A 14,462-nucleotide genomic window follows, 5' to 3' on the forward strand; every position below is an offset into this window, starting at 1 on the left:
ATGACGGACCAGCCGCCGAACGGCCTGCCCCGCTACCGCCTGCTCACCGGCCCCGACGACGCGAAGTTCTGCCACCGCGTCAGCGAGGCGCTCGAACTCGGCTACCGCCTGCACGGCTCGCCGGCGGCGACGTTCGACGGCGACCAGGTGATCGTGGCCCAGGCCCTGCTGTGGCAGGGCGAGCAGGGCTGACGCGCCTCAGCCGGCGGCTTGCTGGAGGTACCGCCCGGCGTAGGAGCACCACGGCGTCCACTGCCGCGCGTGGTCCGGCAGCGACTCCGCAGCGATGCCCAGCGCCGCGGCGCCCTGCCGGAGGGCGGGGTCCTCGGCGAGCAGCACGTCGGGGGCGCCGAGGACGCGCATGACCACGTAGTCCGCGGTCGACGGGTCGACGCCCGGGCAGGCCAGCAGCTCCGTGCGCAGGTCGGCGGCGTCGCGGCCGACGTGCACGTCGAGCCGTCCCTCGGCGAGCGCGGTGGCGACGGGGTGGCCGGTGGCCGCGATGGCGGCCGTGGCCGGGAAGAGCCGCGTCACGCCCCACTCGCCGGGGACCTCCTCGCCGAGCGAGGCAGCCACCTGGTCGCCGAGCAGGGTGCGGAGCAGGAGCTCCTCGCCGTCCACCGCGCCCGGCACCCGGATCCCCGGTGTCGCCGTGACCAGCGGTGCCAGCGCCGGGTCGGCGCCGAGGACGCGGGTGACCGCCGCCGGGTCGGCGTCGAGGTCGAGCAGCCGGCGCACCCGGCTGACCGCGCTGCCGAGGTCGCGCAGGTCGGTGAGCACCAGCTCGCAGCGCACGTGGTCCGGTTGCGGCGTCAGCCGGACCACGCCGGTGCCGTGGGCGAGCCGCAAGGTCCGGGCGTAGGACTCCGACGTGACGGCCTCGACGCCCGGCAACGCGTCGTCGGCGAAGAAGCGAAGCAACCCCACGGCGTCGAACGGCGGCCGGAACGGCAACCGCAGGCTGAGCCGCGTCCCGCTCACGTCGCCGTGACGTCCTCGTCGTGAAGCCGCGAAGGCGCGAAGCTGCGAAGGCGTGGTCGCGAAGACTTCGCGGATCGTCTCGTTGAACTGCCGAACGCTGGAGAAACCCGCGGCGAACGCGACGTCGGTCAGCGGCAGCTCGGACAGCTCGATGAGCAGCCGCGCCGAGTGCGCGCGGTGCGCACGGGCCAGTGCGAGCGGGCCGGCGCCGAGTTCGGCGGTCAGGACCCGGCCGAGCTGGCGTTCCGAGTAGCCGAGCCGGCGCGCGAGGCCGGGGACGCCTTCGCGCTCCACGGTCCCGTCCGAGATCAGGCGCATCGCCCGCGCCGCGAGGTCGGCGCGCACGTTCCAGTCGGGCGAGCCGGGCACGGCGTCGGGCAGGCAGCGGCGGCAGGCGCGGAAGCCGTTGGCCTGCGCCGCCGCCGACGTCGGGAAGAAGCGGACGTTCTGCGCCTTGGGCGTCGACGCCGGGCACGACGGGCGGCAGTAGATGCCGGTGGTGCGGACGGCCATGATGAACTGGCCGTCGAAGCGCGAGTCGCGGGCGGTGACCACGCGGTAGCAGCGTTCGACGTCGCGCCAGAGTGCCGGCGGCTCGGTTGTCGTGACCATGTATCCGAGCATGTCAGCAGGTCAGCGCCGTGTCTGGCGGAAATCCGACGCGGCGTTGGGTGCGTGGGGCCGGGGCGGGGGAGACACGTAGACTGCGGGGTCGTGAGCCTCACCCTCGGTATCGTCGGCCTGCCCAACGTCGGCAAGTCCACCCTGTTCAACGCGCTGACCCGCAACGACGTGCTCGCCGCGAACTACCCGTTCGCGACGATCGAGCCGAACGTCGGCGTCGTGCCGCTGCCGGACCCGCGGCTGGACAAGCTGGCGGAGGTGTTCGGCTCGGAGAAGACGGTGCCCGCCGTCGTGTCCTTTGTGGACATCGCGGGCATCGTGAAGGGCGCCTCCGAGGGTGCCGGTCTGGGCAACAAGTTCCTCGCGAACATCCGTGAGGCCAACGCGATCTGCCAGGTCATCCGCGTGTTCGACGACCCCGATGTAGTGCACGTCGACGGCCGCATCGACCCGTCGAGCGACATCGAGACGATCAACACCGAGCTGATCCTCGCCGACCTGCAGACCCTGGACAAGGCGCTGCCGCGGCTGGAGAAGGAAGCGCGGACGAAGAAGGAGAACAAGCCCGCCCTGGACAACGCCCAGAAGGCGAAGGAGATCCTCGACGCCGGGCGCACGCTCTTCCAGGCCCAGAAGGAAGTCGACTTCGACGCGCTGCGCGAGCTGAGCCTGCTGACGACGAAGCCGTTCCTGTACGTCTTCAACGCGGACGAGTCGGTGCTGACCGACGAAGCCCGCCGCGAGGAGCTGACCAAGCTGGTCGCCCCGGCGGACGCGGTGTTCCTCGACGCGAAGGTCGAAGCGGAGCTGCTGGAACTGGACGACGAGGAGTCGGTCCGCGAGCTGCTCGAGTCCGTCGGCCAGCCGGAGCCGGGCCTCTATTCACTGGCCCGCGCGGGCTTCCACACGCTCGGCCTGCAGACGTACCTGACGGCGGGCCCCAAGGAATCCCGCGCCTGGACGATCCCCCAGGGCGCAACGGCCCCGCAAGCGGCGGGCGTGATCCACACGGACTTCGAGCGCGGCTTCATCAAGGCGGAAATCGTGTCGTTCGACGACCTGGTGGCGGCGGGCTCGATGGCGGCCGCCCGAGCGGCGGGCAAGGTCCGCATGGAGGGCAAGGACTACGTCATGGCCGACGGCGACGTGGTGGAGTTCCGCTTCAACGTGTGAGCCGGGAGCTCACCAATGCCGCATCAACGGGGATGCGAAGTCACTCGGCGAAGCGCGTTGGCGTCGCTGCGCCGCATTGTCAGGTCACAGCTCGGACTCACCAAGCGCTGACGAGCGACCTGGCTGCGACGTCGGCGTCATGGCCCGAAAGCCGCGCCGCGATGGCGGTCTTCAGCACTGCCGCAGTTTGGCCGAAGATCATTTCGGACGAGTTGATCAGGTCGAAACCCGCGCGGTCGATCGTGAGTGTCCCCGCGGGGAGATTGGGGCCTTCGGCCAGCGCACCGGCCACTGCTCGGGCGAACTCGCTGGGCAACCCGACTGTGAACGGTTCCTTCCACAACACGCTCGGGCAGGTTGGCTCGTCGTCGGCGTCGAACAGCCCGAAGGCCGCCACCGCAACGGCGAACTGCGTTCGGTCGCCCTGGCCGGGCACGAACTGCGCGCCGAGAAGGGCGCGCGGCGCTAGACCACCGAATCGTCGCAGGACTTCGACGTGCATCCGGAGGGGGTTCGCCGGGCCGGCGATGGCCGGTCGGGACGACGACCGCAGCCACTCCGCTGCCTGGTAAGCCGCTGAGTGATCGCCTTCGCCGATCGCGACGATGCCGTGCCGTTCCACTTCAACGATCGTCATCGCGGTCCCAACCCGTTCATCTTTCGCCACCACGGACCGAACAGGGGTTCCTGGTCGATCACGTCGGGATCATAATTCTTGCCGGGAGGATGGGTCTGCAAAGCCTCGGCATGCGCCTCCTCGTAGCTCATTCCGCCATCCATCAGCTTCGCCTCGAGTGATTCGTGGCGCATGAAGTTGGTCTGCGCCTCCGACAGCGGCTTACCTTCAGACAGGGCCTTCCCGATCCGGTCCAGCATCACGTCGTTCGGTCCGAAATGATCAAGGCCGGGCCGGGAAAGATGGTCCCTGACCTTGGACACGTCGGTAGGGGTGAACCTGGTGGACACGTCCGGGGTGCCGCTCTCTCCCGGGAGGCCGGGCTCCGAATCGGGCTCGTGCTCGCCGTGCCCGGGAGCGCGCTCCTTGAGCAGCTTTCCGGCGCCGAACGCGGTGAACCCGAGCAGCACGTTGCCGGTGATCTTGCCCAGTGCACGGTCGCCGTGGCCGTTGGCCCAGTCGTCCCAGGCGACCATCTCCTTGAAAGTGTCAACCGGATGTGCGATGTTGTGCGCCATCGATGCGACGACTTCAGCCGGATCCGCGAGGATCTGGTAGAGGCCCTCACCTGCCCCCTTGATGCTGTCCCAGATGCCGCCGAAGAAGTTCGCATCTGCCTGCTTTCGGGAGTCCTGCGGCGCTACTGCTCCCTCATAGCGGAGTGCGTCAGCCGTCAGGTTGCCTACGCTCGCCAATTGCTGCCGAGCGCGGTTCAGTATGTCCCGCGCGGCTTGCCGCTGAGCCTCGCCGGGGTCGGTGAACGGCGGGGCCTGCACCGCGGTCGGGTCACCGTGTTGTGCGTTCGCCCTGGTCTTCGCGTCGGCATCGGCAACAGCGCGATCATGGTCGGTCTTCGCTTGCTGGGTGGCGCTGTCACCCTGCTGCCACTGGGCGATGGCTTCGGCTGCCTGCCCTTGCGCCCAGGAGAGGCAGTTCGCGAAGTCCGTCAGCGCGAGAGCGGCGTTGTCCAACGAGTCGCCGGCCTGCCCCCAGCGAGGCACCTCGGTCTGATGGTCTTCGTGAAACTTGTCCGCCGCTGGTCCCTGCCAGGCGCCGGTGTCGATCCGCCGGAGCGCGTCCCCGACCGCGTGGGCCGTCTTGGCTCGTTCGCTCAGTACTCGGGCGTTCTCGAACACGGCTGGCGGATCGCCGGGGATCAAGGCCTTCGGATCGGCCGTCTGGCCCAGCTCCGCCATCAGACTGCGCCAATCGTCGGCTCGTCGGGCGAGACCGCGGCCCACCCGGGATCGGACTTCAGCGCCGCTGTGTTGGTGTGCTCGGTCGCCCGGTAGGCGGATGCTGCCTTGCCGAGTAGGTCCCCGAGGTCACCGGCGCGATCAGACAGCGCGTCGAGCCCGACACTCCATCGGCCACATAACTCCGCGAGTGCGTCGTGTACGCCGTTGTGGCCATACAGGCCTGGTTCACCGCAAAGGCCGCGAAGCTCGAAGCTGTCTTGGTCGTGTACTACGGCGCGCATGTTCTTCGATGCGTTTTCCAGCACGTCGACGTCGACGTGAAAGCCTGGACCATCCACCCCTCTTCGCCCCCTCTGCCGGCTGCGTCAGGCAACTACTCCGCCTTGCGTCCCCGCTCTCCCGCGTGTGCCCATGCCCGCGCGATCAATTCCGGAGGCGCCATCCGAGACAGGACCGGGAATCGGTGCGCATCGTCGGGGTCGACCATCAGACCCACGCCGGGTGGGACCAGTTCCAACAGATCCGCACCCGTTGTAGTGAAGTAGTCGCACTCGCCGACGTGTGCGGCCAGCCGTTCGAGTGTCGTGAAAACGGTCATCCATTTGCCGCGTTCGCCAAGATCGGTCGCCAGTAACGCTGGCTTCTCCGGTCGCTGCGCGTAGACCAACGCATTCACGAATGCCTCGACGAAGTCACCTGGACCCCGGTTGCCACTCCAAACCTGCTGCGCAACGATCGCCAGGCAAGCTTCAGCTGCCCCTTCGTCACGTTTCACGCTCGGTACCATACTTGCTGTAACCGGCCTGTTCAACGAGCGAACGCACTCGCCGGAACGCGCGCTGCCCGACGCGACTCTCGCTGCGTGGGACAGAAAGCGCCCGATTTGTCCTGACCCACTGGCAACGCGGGGCTTGGATCGAACGTCGCGGCCCGGAGGGTCGTGAGGCACGCTCGGTGCAGCAGGAAGAGCAAGAGCGAAGAGACCCAGGGTGCTTTGGCGGCGTCCGCTGCCCGGACATCGAGTGGTCTTCTTGGATTCAAGTCGGCGATCAAGTCGCTTTCGTCTGACGAGGCAGTGCCGCACACGCTGCGTAAGCGAGAACTACCGAGTGTTGCTTTCATTCGGCGCAGGGTATGCTGCGCCCAATGAAAGCTTCGCCGAGCCTGCTGCCCTTGCTGCGTTCGCGCATGCAGGGTGAGCTGCTGGCGCTGGTCCTGCTGCACCCGGAGCGCGAGTACAGCATCACCGAGCTCGCCGAGGCCTGCGGTGTCACGCCGACGGCCGTGCTGTGCGAGGTCGAACGGCTCGTCGTCGGCGGCATCCTGGAAGACCGGCGGGTCGGCCGCAGCCGGCTCGTCAAAGCCCGCACGGACACCCCTCTCTACCGGCCGTTGAGCGAGGTCATCGCGGTCACCTTCGGGCCGCGGCCGCTGCTCGCCGAGGCCTTGTCGGGTCTGGCGGGTGTGCGCGAGGCCTACATCTACGGGTCCTGGGCCGCGCGCTACAGCGGCGAACCGGGCCGGCCACCCGGGGACGTCGACGTGCTCGTCGTCGGCTCGCCTGCCCCGGACGCGCTCTTCGACCTGGCCGGGGGCGTGTCGCGCAGGCTGGGCCGCGAGGTCAACGTCCACCGGATCTCGCCGGCCTCGTGGGCGGCGAGCAGCACGGATCCGTTCCTCGTCAGCGTGCGTGAGCGTCCGCTGATCCCGTTGTCACTCGACCAGGAGACTTCCCGATGACCCGGTGGAACCAAGGGCGCGCGACGATCGACGCGCTCATCGCGCGCGGTTCCCTCGAACACGTCCCGGCTTCGCGGGAAGCCGCGGGGGTTGCGGAGAAGGCGATCCCCATCATGCCCCGCTACTGATGGAGAACACTTCGCCCCGCGAGCTGACGCCGGCCGAGCGGACGACACTGGACGTCCTTCTCGCCGGCGACTTCCCGGGCGCGGCAGAACTACGGGCGCAGGCCGCCACCGCGAAAGTGACCGGGAGCTGCGGTTGCGGGTGCCCGACCATCGACCTGGTGGTCGACGCGACCACGCCTCAGGCCGAGATCGCGGAACGGGTGGCGGTCGAAGCCGACGCGCCGGACGGCGGGCTCATCGTGTTCGTCGACGAAGGCCGGCTGTCGGGGCTGGAGTACTGGACGACGACCGGCGAGACCCCGGCGGGATTCCCGGCGCCGGACGAGATCCGTTGAAAACGCCGCCGCCCCTGGAATCGGAGCGGCGGCGTGACCGGACTCAGCCGAGCAGGCCCATCAGGGCGATGGCGATCAGCACCACCGCGGGGGCGAGGGCGTTGATCCAGGCGCGCTGCGCGGGGGTGAGGGCGGCGGTGCTGTTCATGGCGTTTCCTAGGGCCGAAACCGATGCTTCCGCCCTGCTCAGCGCGCTGATCATGCCCTTCGTTAGCGGCTGTGATCGAACTCACGGGCATCCGGGTGACGGCGGCCGCGGGCGGTGAACCAGAGGACGCCGCCCGCTGCTGCCACCATCGTTGCGAATGCTGCCGTGCCGACCACGATCGCCTGGGTCATAACCGTCCCTCCTAGCAAAGTCGTTTACTGGGAGACGTCGAAACCCCGGAAATGTGCACCCAGAGTAACCAGGATCACAGCGACGACAGCACCGCGTCGATCTGCTCGGCCAGGGCGAAGTCCTTCGACGTCAGGCCGCCCGCCGAGTGGGTGCTGAGGCGGAACGTCAGGGTGCGCCAGCGGATGTCGATGTCCGGGTGGTGGTCGGCCTCCTCCGCCAGCACCGCCACCCGGTCCACCACCTCGATCGCCTGGGGGAAGGAGGCGAGTTCCACCTCGCGGGAGATCACCGAGCCCGACCTGGTCCAGTTGCTGCCGAGGGCACGGTCGGCCTCGGCGTCGCTCAAGATTTCCGTCATGTCTCCATGGTCGTCCGTCCTGGACTACGCTGCACGGTTGCCACGGGAGTCCGGTCAGCCGGGCTGAGAGGCGGGTCACCCCGCGACCGTTCGCACCTGACCGGATCATGCCGGCGAAGGGAGGGCTTTCCTCCTCGTCCGGCGAAGTGCAGGAGGGGTAGATGAAACGCAGGGCTGTTCGCGCCGCGGCGGCCGTCGCCGTCGTCAGCGTCGTCGCCGCGGGGTGCTCGCTGTCGGACGGCGATGGTGGCACGCAGCAGACGCCCACCGTCACCCTCGTGACGCACGATTCCTTCCTGGTGCCGCAGGAGGTGCTCGACGCCTTCCAGAAGCAGTCGGGCATCAAGATCTCCGTGCTCAAGCAGGGCGACGCCGGATCGCTGACCAACAAGCTCGTGCTGACCAAGGCCAACCCGGTCGGCGACGTCGCGTTCGGCGTCGACTCGACCTTCGCCTCGCGCGCGCTCTCCGAAGGCGTCTTCGAGCCCTACACCAGCCCGGAGGCCGATCGCGGGCCGCAGCGGTACGCCGTCGATCCCGAGCACCGGCTGTCCGCCGTCGACGTCGGGGACGTCTGCGTCAACGTCGACACGAACTACTTCACCGCCAAGGGGATCCCGGCGCCCACCAGCTACGACGACCTGGCCGACCCGAAGTACAAGGACCTGCTCGTCGCCGAGGACCCGGCCACGGCGTCGCCGGGGCTCGCGTTCCTGCTCGGCACCATCGCGAAGTACGGCGAGGCCGGCTGGAAGGACTACTGGACGAAGCTGAAGGCCAACGGCCTCAAGGTGGTCAGCGGCTGGGAAGAGGCCTACACCAAGGAGTTCTCCGGCTCCTCCGGCAAGGGACCGCGGCCGATCGTCGTCTCGTACGCGTCTTCGCCTGCCGCCGAGGTCGGGGACGACGGGAAGCCGCGCACCAAGGCGCTGCTCGACACCTGCTACCGGCAGGTCGAGTACGCCGGGGTGCTGGCGGGCGGCAAGCAGACCGAGAGTGCGCGCAAGGTCGTCGACTTCCTGCTGTCGCAGCAGTTCCAGGCGACCGTCGCGGCCAACATGTACGTCTACCCGGCGCGCCAGGGCGTCGACCTGCCCGCGGGCTGGGCGCAGGTCGCGCCGCTGCCGCAGAAGCCGCAGACGCTGACACCGGACCAGGTGCAGGCCGGCCGGGAGAAGTGGATCGGCGAATGGCGCACGCTCGTGCAGTCCTAGCCCCGCCCCGGACCGCCCGCGGGCTCGGCCTCGCGCTGCTCGGGCTGGCCCCGATCGGGTTCCTGGTGGTGTTCTTCGCCTGGCCCGTGCTGGCGATCGTCGGCCGCGGGTTCGCCGAGGGCGGCCTCGACGTCGTCCTCGGCGACGCGCGGACCTGGCAGCTGGCCGGGTTCACCGTGGCGAGCGCGGCGGCGTCGACGGTGGTCGCCGTCGTGGCCGGGCTGCCGGTGGCGTTCCTGCTGGCCCGCGTGCGGCTGCCCGGCGTCGGCCTGGCGCGGACGCTGGTGCTGGTGCCGTTCGTGCTGCCGACGGTCGTCGTCGGGCTGGCGTTCCGCGCGCTCTGGCCGGACGGCGGCGTGCTGCCGATCGTGCTGGCCAACGCCTTCTTCAACGTCGCCGTCGTCGCGCGCACGGTCGCCGGGCTGTGGGCGCGGCTGGATTCGCGGACGGCCGACGCCGCCCGCGCGCTCGGCGCGTCGCCGTGGCGGGCCTTCCGCTCGGTGACGCTGCCCGCGCTGGCGCCGGCGGTCGCGTCCGCGGCGGCCGTGGTGTTCCTGTTCTGCGCCACCAGTTTCGGCGTCGTCCTGATCCTCGGCGGCGCCCGCTACCGGACGCTCGAAACCGAGATCTACCTCCGGACCGTCGACCTCCTCGACCTTTCGGGCGCGGCGGCGCTTTCGCTGATCCAGTTCGCGGCCGTGGTCGCCGCGTTGGTGCTCGGCGGGCTGGCCCGGCGGCGCAAGGAAGGGGCGAGGACCGGTTCCGGCGGCGCGAGGCGGCCGCGGGGCGGCGAGTGGTGGGGCGTCGGTGCCGCGGGGGTCGTCCTGGCGCTGCTGCTGACGCCGATCGTCGCGCTGCTCGCCGATTCGGTGTCCACTGAGGACGGCTGGAGCCTCGCGGGTTACCGCGCGCTGAGCGGCACCGGCGAGAAGGGTGCGCTGCAGGTGTCCGGTTGGGACGCCGCGGTCAACTCGCTGAAGGTCGCGATCGACGCGACGCTGCTCGCGGTGGTGGTCGGCGTGCTCGCGTCCGTGGTGCTGGTGGCGCTGCGGCGCTCGCCCGCGAAGCCCGCGCGCGGCCTCGGCGAGACGATGGACGCCGTCCTGATGCTGCCGCTGGGCGTATCCGCGGTGACCGTCGGCTTCGGCTACCTGGTCACGCTCGACGCGCTGCCCGGCGACCTGCGGACGTCGCCCTACCTCGTCCCGCTGGCCCAGGCGCTGGTGATCACGCCGCTGATCGTGCGGATGGTGCTGCCGGTGCTGCGCTCGGTCGACGTCCGGCTGAGGCAGGCCGCGTCGACGCTCGGCGCGAGCCCGCTGCGGGTGTGGCGCGAGATCGACCTGCCGCTCGCGCTGCGCCCGCTGGTCGCCGCCGCCGGGTTCGGCTTCGTCGTGGCGCTCGGCGAGTTCGGCGCGACCAGCTTCCTGGCCCGCCCGACCTCGCCGACGTTGCCGGTCGCGATCGCGTCGTTGATGGGACGGCCCGGGGAACTGAACAACCAGATGGCGTACGCCGCGTGCGCGCTGCTGATGCTCGTGACGGTGCTGGCGGTCGCGCTGATCGACCGGCTCGGCCGCGGCCGCGTGGGGGAGTTCTGATGGCGTTGTCGGTGCGGGACCTGACCGTCCACTACGGATCGTTCGCCGCGGTGCGCGACGCCCGGCTGGACATCGCCGACGGCGAGGTGCTGGCGCTGCTCGGCCCGTCGGGGTCGGGGAAGTCGACGCTGCTGCGCGCGATCACCGGGCTCGAGCCGTCCGCGCGCGGCTCGGTGAGCTGGGACGGCGAGGACCTCGGCGCGGTGCCGGTGCACCGGCGCGGGTTCGGGCTGGTCTTCCAGGACGGCCAGCTCTTCGGGCACCGCGACGTCGCCGCGAACATCGCGTTCGGCCTGCGCATGCACGGCGTTCCTCGCGCGCAGTGGGCGCCGCGGGTCGCCGAGCTGCTGGCGCTGGTCGGCTTGACCGGCTTCGAAAAGCGGCGGGTGACGGAGCTGTCCGGCGGTCAGGCCCAGCGGGTCGCGCTGGCTCGGGCGCTCGCGCCGAAGCCGCGGCTGCTGCTGCTCGACGAGCCGCTGTCCGGATTGGACGCCGGGCTGCGCGAGCAGCTGGCCATCGACCTCGCGGACCTGTTGCGGCGCAGCAAGATCACGACGCTGCTGGTGACGCATGACCAGGAAGAGGCGTTCACGCTCGCCGACCGGGTGGCGGTGCTCGACGCGGGCGAGGTCCGGCAGGAGGGCGCGGTCCGGCGCGTGTGGCGCAACCCGGCCGACGACGGCGTGGCCCGCTTCCTCGGCGTGACGACGTTCGTGGACGGCGTCGCGGCGAGCGGCGTGGTGCGCACGCCGCTGGGTGACGTCGGGCTCCCGGACGTCGGCAACGGCCCGGTCCGGCTCGGCCTGCGCCCGCACGCGCTGCGCGTCGCGGACTCCGGGGTGGCCGGGGAAGTGCTCGCGGCGGTGCACCGCCGCGAACACGTCCGCCTGGTCGTTCGCCTGTCCGAGTCCACTGTGGACGCGGTAGCGCCCGCGACGTCGGACCTGCGCGCCGGGGACCAGGTGCACCTCGCACTGGACCCCGACGGGCTGGCGGTGGTCGGGTTCCCAAGTTCGTGAAGGCCACCTTGAGGAACTTAGAGTTCCTGAAGGTGGCCTTCACGAAGGTCGCGTCAGCCGTCGCGGGTGGAGAGGCGGGCGTAGGCCAGTGAGAGGCCGATGACGATGTAGCAAGCGGCGCGGAGCGCGCCTTCGCCCAGCATCTGGGTGCCCATCGGGTCCTGCAGCACCTCGGCCGGTGCCAACGACCAGTTCCGCGTCAGCAGGAACGGGTGCAGCCAGTCCAAAGAGGACAGGAAGCCGAGGATGGTGAACACGATGTCCGCCGCCAGGACGGACGCCACCACCAGCATCGGGTGCTCGGTCCAGCTGGAGATCGCCAGCGCGACCGCGCCGACCGCCCACAGCTGGAGCACCACCCAGCCCGCCACCAACAGGAGCCGCGCCAGCGCGCCGCCGAGCGACAGCGTCGTCCCGGACAGCGTGAACAGCGAGTCCGTGCCGTTGATGATCAAGCCCGTCACGACGCCCGTGAAGCACATCGCGAGCACCGAGACCACCGACACGGTCGCGACGCCGAACGCCTTCACCGCCAGGAGCCGCCCGCGGCCGACCGGCGCGATCAGCCAGCCGCGCAGCGTGCCGTGGGCCGTCTCGCCGGCGATCGCGTCCGCGCCCGCCATGGCCGAGGCCAGCGGGAGCAGCAGCGCCAGCGACATCACGATCGCCGCGATCGGCAGCACGAACGCGTTGTTGACCGCGGACGCCAGCAGCGCGCCGCCGCCGTCGTCCGGGCCGCCGCCGCTGCCCGGCTGCTCGTCCACCAGCGTCAGACCGATGCCGATCACCACCGGGATCAGGGCCAGCAGCCCGAGCACGGCCAGCGTACGCGGCCGCCGGAAGATCCAGCGCAGCTCCGCGGCCAGCAGCCGGGGCAGCGGCACCGTGTCGTGGCCCGTGCGGGCCGCCGGTGCGTCGAGTACCGCGGTCATTCCGCCCCCTCCGTGAGCCGGGCGAACAGGTCTTCGAGACCGGTGCGCGCCCGCGTCGCCTCGTGGACCGCGACCCCCGCGCCCACCAGGACCTGCAGCACCCGCGGGGCTTCCGCCGCCGTGAGGTCGGCGCGGACCCCGTCCGGGGTGAGCCGGGCGCCGATCCGGTTCTCCCGCAGCACTTCCAGCGCCTGTTCCGCGTCCGGCGTGCGGACCAGCAGGGCCGCGTTCCCGGACTCCAGCAGTTCCGCCAGCTCGCCCTGCGCGACGACGTTCCCGCTCTGCAGCACGGCGACGTGCGTGCAGGTCGCTTCGACCTCGGCCAGCAGGTGCGACGACACCAGCACGGTGACGCCCTCGGCGTGCAGCTCGGCGACGATCCTGCGGATCTCCCTGGTACCCGCAGGATCGAGGCCGTTGGTCGGCTCGTCGAGCACGACCATCTTGCGCGGCACGAGCAGCGCCGAAGCGAGCCCGAGCCGTTGCTTCATGCCGAGCGAATAGCCCTTGTACCGCCGCCGCGCGGCGCCGGTCAGCCCGACGCGCTCCAGCGCGGCGTCCACGGCCGCCGGGATCCCCGCCGACGTCAGCCGCGGCTCCGCGGCGGCGAAGCGCAGCAGGTTGTCGCGCCCGGACAGGAACGGGTGGAAGCCCGGCCCTTCGACCAGCGCGCCGACGTCCGGCAGCGCGTGCGCGGCGGCGTCCGGCATCGGGCGGCCGAGCAGCTCGACCTCGCCCTCGGTCGGCCGGACCAGGCCGAGCAGCATCCGGATGGTGGTCGTCTTGCCCGAGCCGTTCGGCCCGAGCATCCCGACCACGGCGCCTTGGGGGATGTCGAGGTCGACGTGGTCCACTGCGACGGTGCTCCCGTACACCTTGCGCAACCCCCGCGTGCGCGCGGCGAGCGGGACCGCCGGGGCGGACGCCTCCGAAGAGACGTCCGCCCCGGACTGGACAGCCGTGCTGGTCACTTCTGACCCAGCGCTTCGTACAGGACCTGCTCCGGCACCGCGCCGGCGGCGAACCGGCCGTCGTCGGTCAGCACCGCGGTGCCGACCTTCGTGGTCACCAGGTAGCCGCTGCCCCAGGCGCCGCTGACCTTCTTGGCGAACCGCTCGAGCAGCGCCTTCGGGTCGGCGTTGCGGCCCTCACGGCCGGACTGCTGCTTCGGCGCCGCGTTCAGCGCGTCCGCCGGGACCTTGCCGGTGACGACGGTGTCCCACCCGTCGCCGACGACCTTGGTGTCCTGCTTGGCCTGCTCGGCGAGGTCCTTGTCCTTCTGGTCGATCGTCGGCGTCTTCTCCTCGACCTTCGCGCCCTTCGGCGGGGTGAAGGTGAAGAGGTCGGCCGGCTGCTGCGTGAACTCGATCTCGCTGAAGGCGACCTCGAGCGCCGGCGTCGACGTGCCGTTGCTCAGCACCGACAGCCGCAGCGGCATCCGCGTCTGCGAGTCGACCGCCACGCGGATCTCGCGCAGCAGCGTCCGCTCGGTCGGCTTCGGCGTCAGGACCAGCTCGTACGCGGGGCGGTCGGCGACGGTCGCGGTGCCGTCGACCGACACCGTGCTGCTCTCCCGGACCTTCGCCAGCAGCTCGGTGCTCGCGGCGATCGGGTCGGCCGTCTTCTCGCTGCCCGCGCCCTTCTGCTTGGCCACCTCGGCCGGGATGGTCACCTTGGTCGCGGTGTTCGTCTTGGAGCTGTAGTCCCAGACGGTCGTGCCGTCGTGGACCACGGTCTCCTGGCTGGCCCCCTGCGTGACCGCGAGGCGGCTCTTGCCCGCGCCGTCGCTGAAGATGTGCGCCGAGTCGATGTTCAGCGCCGACGCCCCCGGCAGCGCGCTCCCCACCGCGGGCAGGCCCAGGTCGTTGCTCACCTTGACCGTGCCGTCGAAGGCGCCCGGCTTCGCCTTGACCACCGACTGGACCAGGTCCTCGGCGCTCACCTGCGGCAGCGCCGGCTTGTCGTCCGCGCTGGCCGGCATCGCGACGAACGCGAGCCCGCCGGCGCCGAGCGCGGTGCCGACGACCGCGGCGGTGATGCCCTTCGTCTTCGGTTTCATGCGTCTCTCCCTGTGGTGTTCCCGGGCCGAGTGTGCCCGGTTCCCTGGCCACGACGCTTCCCTCTCGAGGCTGAGATACCCCT

At 70.9% G+C, this 14,462-nt stretch carries 18 protein-coding genes and 1 riboswitch; of the genes, 8 read left to right on the forward strand and 10 right to left on the reverse strand.

Annotation, left to right across the window (positions count from 1 at the left end; all coding sequences use genetic code 11):
• Positions 1 to 192: a DUF1737 domain-containing protein gene (locus EIY87_RS26870; protein WP_125312655.1), complete on the forward strand. Its 192-nt coding sequence runs from the start codon at positions 1 to 3 to the stop codon at positions 190 to 192.
• A 6-nt stretch (positions 193 to 198) separates the two neighbouring features.
• On the opposite strand, the gene EIY87_RS26875 is transcribed toward EIY87_RS26870, so the two are convergent.
• On the reverse strand, positions 199 to 1,593 hold the full coding sequence (locus EIY87_RS26875; RefSeq protein ID WP_125312656.1) for a bifunctional transcriptional activator/DNA repair enzyme AdaA: 1,395 nt from the start codon (positions 1,591 to 1,593) through the stop codon (positions 199 to 201).
• 102 nt (positions 1,594 to 1,695) lie between these two features.
• Between EIY87_RS26875 and ychF the strand changes: the two genes are divergently transcribed.
• Positions 1,696 to 2,778: a redox-regulated ATPase YchF gene (gene ychF, locus EIY87_RS26880; RefSeq protein ID WP_125312657.1), complete on the forward strand. Its 1,083-nt coding sequence runs from the start codon at positions 1,696 to 1,698 to the stop codon at positions 2,776 to 2,778.
• Between the two features lie 97 nt (positions 2,779 to 2,875).
• On the opposite strand, the gene EIY87_RS26885 is transcribed toward ychF, so the two are convergent.
• From EIY87_RS26885 to EIY87_RS26900, 4 genes are read right to left on the reverse strand one after another with little or no spacing between them, the layout of a single operon-like run.
• Positions 2,876 to 3,415, reverse strand: a complete 540-nt coding sequence (locus EIY87_RS26885; RefSeq protein ID WP_125312658.1) for a hypothetical protein — start codon at positions 3,413 to 3,415, stop codon at positions 2,876 to 2,878.
• A complete protein-coding gene (locus tag EIY87_RS26890; RefSeq protein WP_191984282.1) occupies positions 3,412 to 4,650 on the reverse strand; it encodes a putative T7SS-secreted protein in 1,239 nt (412 codons plus the stop codon). The genes EIY87_RS26885 and EIY87_RS26890 overlap by 4 nt, the downstream gene beginning before the upstream one ends.
• Positions 4,650 to 4,991, reverse strand: a complete 342-nt coding sequence (locus tag EIY87_RS26895; protein WP_125312659.1) for a hypothetical protein — start codon at positions 4,989 to 4,991, stop codon at positions 4,650 to 4,652. Before EIY87_RS26895 ends, EIY87_RS26890 begins: the two co-directional genes overlap by 1 nt.
• Before the next feature lie 35 nt (positions 4,992 to 5,026).
• Positions 5,027 to 5,428 carry an SseB family protein gene (locus EIY87_RS26900; RefSeq protein WP_158641363.1) on the reverse strand — a complete coding sequence of 134 codons (402 nt, stop codon included), beginning with the start codon at positions 5,426 to 5,428 and terminating at the stop codon, positions 5,027 to 5,029.
• A 371-nt stretch (positions 5,429 to 5,799) separates the two neighbouring features.
• On the opposite strand from EIY87_RS26900, the gene EIY87_RS26905 reads away from it, so the two are divergent.
• Genes EIY87_RS26905 through EIY87_RS26910 form a run of 3 tightly spaced genes read left to right on the forward strand, consistent with a single transcriptional unit; the run spans position 5,800 to position 6,856 of the window.
• Entirely contained in the window at positions 5,800 to 6,393 is a 594-nt protein-coding gene (locus tag EIY87_RS26905) for an ArsR family transcriptional regulator (RefSeq protein ID WP_125312661.1), read from the forward strand.
• The gene (locus tag EIY87_RS48955; protein ID WP_263855625.1) at positions 6,390 to 6,521 is read left to right on the forward strand and encodes a hypothetical protein; all 132 of its coding nucleotides are present in this window, start codon (positions 6,390 to 6,392) and stop codon (positions 6,519 to 6,521) included. The genes EIY87_RS26905 and EIY87_RS48955 overlap by 4 nt, the downstream gene beginning before the upstream one ends.
• Positions 6,521 to 6,856: a hypothetical protein gene (locus EIY87_RS26910; RefSeq protein ID WP_125312662.1), complete on the forward strand. Its 336-nt coding sequence runs from the start codon at positions 6,521 to 6,523 to the stop codon at positions 6,854 to 6,856. The genes EIY87_RS48955 and EIY87_RS26910 overlap by 1 nt, the downstream gene beginning before the upstream one ends.
• A gap of 210 nt (positions 6,857 to 7,066) precedes the next feature.
• Here the strand turns inward: EIY87_RS26910 and EIY87_RS48960 are convergent, their stop codons facing one another.
• Together EIY87_RS48960 and EIY87_RS26915 are read right to left on the reverse strand one after the other, a co-directional pair.
• Positions 7,067 to 7,195: a hypothetical protein gene (locus EIY87_RS48960; RefSeq protein ID WP_255482264.1), complete on the reverse strand. Its 129-nt coding sequence runs from the start codon at positions 7,193 to 7,195 to the stop codon at positions 7,067 to 7,069.
• 74 nt (positions 7,196 to 7,269) lie between these two features.
• Entirely contained in the window at positions 7,270 to 7,554 is a 285-nt protein-coding gene (locus EIY87_RS26915; protein ID WP_125312663.1) for a 4a-hydroxytetrahydrobiopterin dehydratase, read from the reverse strand.
• Between the two features lie 32 nt (positions 7,555 to 7,586).
• Positions 7,587 to 7,694, forward strand: a riboswitch (TPP riboswitch).
• Positions 7,695 to 7,715: 21 nt separating this feature from the next.
• On the opposite strand from EIY87_RS26915, the gene EIY87_RS26920 reads away from it, so the two are divergent.
• The 3 genes from EIY87_RS26920 to EIY87_RS26930 are packed head-to-tail and all read left to right on the forward strand — an operon-like array spanning position 7,716 to position 11,388.
• Positions 7,716 to 8,768, forward strand: coding sequence for a thiamine ABC transporter substrate-binding protein (locus EIY87_RS26920; RefSeq protein ID WP_125312664.1), 1,053 nt, complete (start codon positions 7,716 to 7,718; stop codon positions 8,766 to 8,768).
• On the forward strand, positions 8,744 to 10,369 hold the full coding sequence (locus tag EIY87_RS26925; RefSeq protein WP_404800100.1) for an ABC transporter permease: 1,626 nt from the start codon (positions 8,744 to 8,746) through the stop codon (positions 10,367 to 10,369). The genes EIY87_RS26920 and EIY87_RS26925 overlap by 25 nt, the downstream gene beginning before the upstream one ends.
• On the forward strand, positions 10,369 to 11,388 hold the full coding sequence (locus EIY87_RS26930; protein ID WP_125312665.1) for an ABC transporter ATP-binding protein: 1,020 nt from the start codon (positions 10,369 to 10,371) through the stop codon (positions 11,386 to 11,388). Before EIY87_RS26925 ends, EIY87_RS26930 begins: the two co-directional genes overlap by 1 nt.
• Before the next feature lie 53 nt (positions 11,389 to 11,441).
• Here EIY87_RS26930 and EIY87_RS26935 read toward each other — a convergent pair whose 3' ends face one another.
• From EIY87_RS26935 to EIY87_RS26945, 3 genes are read right to left on the reverse strand one after another with little or no spacing between them, the layout of a single operon-like run.
• Complete coding sequence (locus EIY87_RS26935; protein WP_125312666.1) at positions 11,442 to 12,320, reverse strand: ABC transporter permease; 879 nt, start codon at positions 12,318 to 12,320, stop codon at positions 11,442 to 11,444.
• Entirely contained in the window at positions 12,317 to 13,291 is a 975-nt protein-coding gene (locus EIY87_RS26940) for an ABC transporter ATP-binding protein (RefSeq protein ID WP_125312667.1), read from the reverse strand. Before EIY87_RS26940 ends, EIY87_RS26935 begins: the two co-directional genes overlap by 4 nt.
• Complete coding sequence (locus EIY87_RS26945) at positions 13,288 to 14,379, reverse strand: LolA family protein (RefSeq protein ID WP_125312668.1); 1,092 nt, start codon at positions 14,377 to 14,379, stop codon at positions 13,288 to 13,290. The genes EIY87_RS26940 and EIY87_RS26945 overlap by 4 nt, the downstream gene beginning before the upstream one ends.
• Positions 14,380 to 14,462: the final 83 nt, after the last annotated feature.

The organism is Amycolatopsis eburnea (genome assembly GCF_003937945.1).
GTDB lineage: Bacteria > Actinomycetota > Actinomycetes > Mycobacteriales > Pseudonocardiaceae > Amycolatopsis > Amycolatopsis eburnea.

Coding starts and splice junctions, on each gene's coding strand:
- EIY87_RS26870 (WP_125312655.1), top strand. CDS start 1: ATGACGGACCAGCCGCCGAACGGCCTGCCCCGCTACCGCCTGCTCACC.
- EIY87_RS26875 (WP_125312656.1), bottom strand. CDS start 1,593: ATGGTCACGACAACCGAGCCGCCGGCACTCTGGCGCGACGTCGAACGC.
- EIY87_RS26885 (WP_125312658.1), bottom strand. CDS start 3,415: ATGACGATCGTTGAAGTGGAACGGCACGGCATCGTCGCGATCGGCGAA.
- EIY87_RS26890 (WP_191984282.1), bottom strand. CDS start 4,650: ATGGCGGAGCTGGGCCAGACGGCCGATCCGAAGGCCTTGATCCCCGGC.
- EIY87_RS26905 (WP_125312661.1), top strand. CDS start 5,800: ATGAAAGCTTCGCCGAGCCTGCTGCCCTTGCTGCGTTCGCGCATGCAG.
- EIY87_RS48955 (WP_263855625.1), top strand. CDS start 6,390: ATGACCCGGTGGAACCAAGGGCGCGCGACGATCGACGCGCTCATCGCG.
- EIY87_RS26910 (WP_125312662.1), top strand. CDS start 6,521: ATGGAGAACACTTCGCCCCGCGAGCTGACGCCGGCCGAGCGGACGACA.
- EIY87_RS48960 (WP_255482264.1), bottom strand. CDS start 7,195: ATGACCCAGGCGATCGTGGTCGGCACGGCAGCATTCGCAACGATGGTG.
- EIY87_RS26915 (WP_125312663.1), bottom strand. CDS start 7,554: ATGACGGAAATCTTGAGCGACGCCGAGGCCGACCGTGCCCTCGGCAGC.
- EIY87_RS26920 (WP_125312664.1), top strand. CDS start 7,716: ATGAAACGCAGGGCTGTTCGCGCCGCGGCGGCCGTCGCCGTCGTCAGC.
- EIY87_RS26925 (WP_404800100.1), top strand. CDS start 8,744: ATGGCGCACGCTCGTGCAGTCCTAGCCCCGCCCCGGACCGCCCGCGGG.
- EIY87_RS26930 (WP_125312665.1), top strand. CDS start 10,369: ATGGCGTTGTCGGTGCGGGACCTGACCGTCCACTACGGATCGTTCGCC.
- EIY87_RS26935 (WP_125312666.1), bottom strand. CDS start 12,320: ATGACCGCGGTACTCGACGCACCGGCGGCCCGCACGGGCCACGACACG.
- EIY87_RS26945 (WP_125312668.1), bottom strand. CDS start 14,379: ATGAAACCGAAGACGAAGGGCATCACCGCCGCGGTCGTCGGCACCGCG.